Source organism: Devosia soli, assembly GCF_000970455.1.
GTDB lineage: Bacteria > Pseudomonadota > Alphaproteobacteria > Rhizobiales > Devosiaceae > Devosia > Devosia soli.
Window position 1 is genome coordinate 1 of sequence record NZ_LAJG01000043.1, and the last position, 469, is coordinate 469.

Annotated in this window: 1 protein-coding gene; it reads right to left on the minus strand. The window is 66.5% G+C overall.

Annotated elements, in window-relative coordinates; translation table 11 throughout:
* Positions 1-189 precede the first annotated feature (189 nt).
* The coding region (locus VW35_RS21865) for a hypothetical protein (protein ID WP_210165918.1) at positions 190-469 on the minus strand (280 nt) is incomplete at its 5' end.

Here is a 469-nt window from a genome sequence, read left to right on the forward strand (position 1 = left end):
CTTCAGGTCTATGCCGACCTCAACCTGTTCGGCCAAATCTTCGACCGCCTCACTGCCGAGCATGTCGATCCGGCACCTGAACAGGAGCTGACGCCTGCAGCGATCCAGCGCACCACCCTCCCGCCAGATCCCAACTGCACCTGTCCGCCCCCCGTCCCATCACCACCCATCACCCCCCCCCTACACCCCTCACCCCACACGGCCGGCCCCTCCTCCTCCCCCGCCTCTCCCTCCCTCCTTTTTCTCTCCCTCTTCCCCTCTCCTCCCTCCCCCCTCCCTTTTCTCCCTTTTCCTTCCCCCCCCCCTCCTTCTCCTCCTCTCTTCCCCCCTTCCCCCCCTCCCTTCCCTTCCCCCCCACTCTCTCCCCCCCCTCCCTCCCTCTCCTTCCCCCCCTCCCCTCTCTCTCTCTCTCCCCCCCCCCCTCCATCCCTCTCTCACCTTCCTCTCTTCCGCTCTCTCTTCCCTCCTC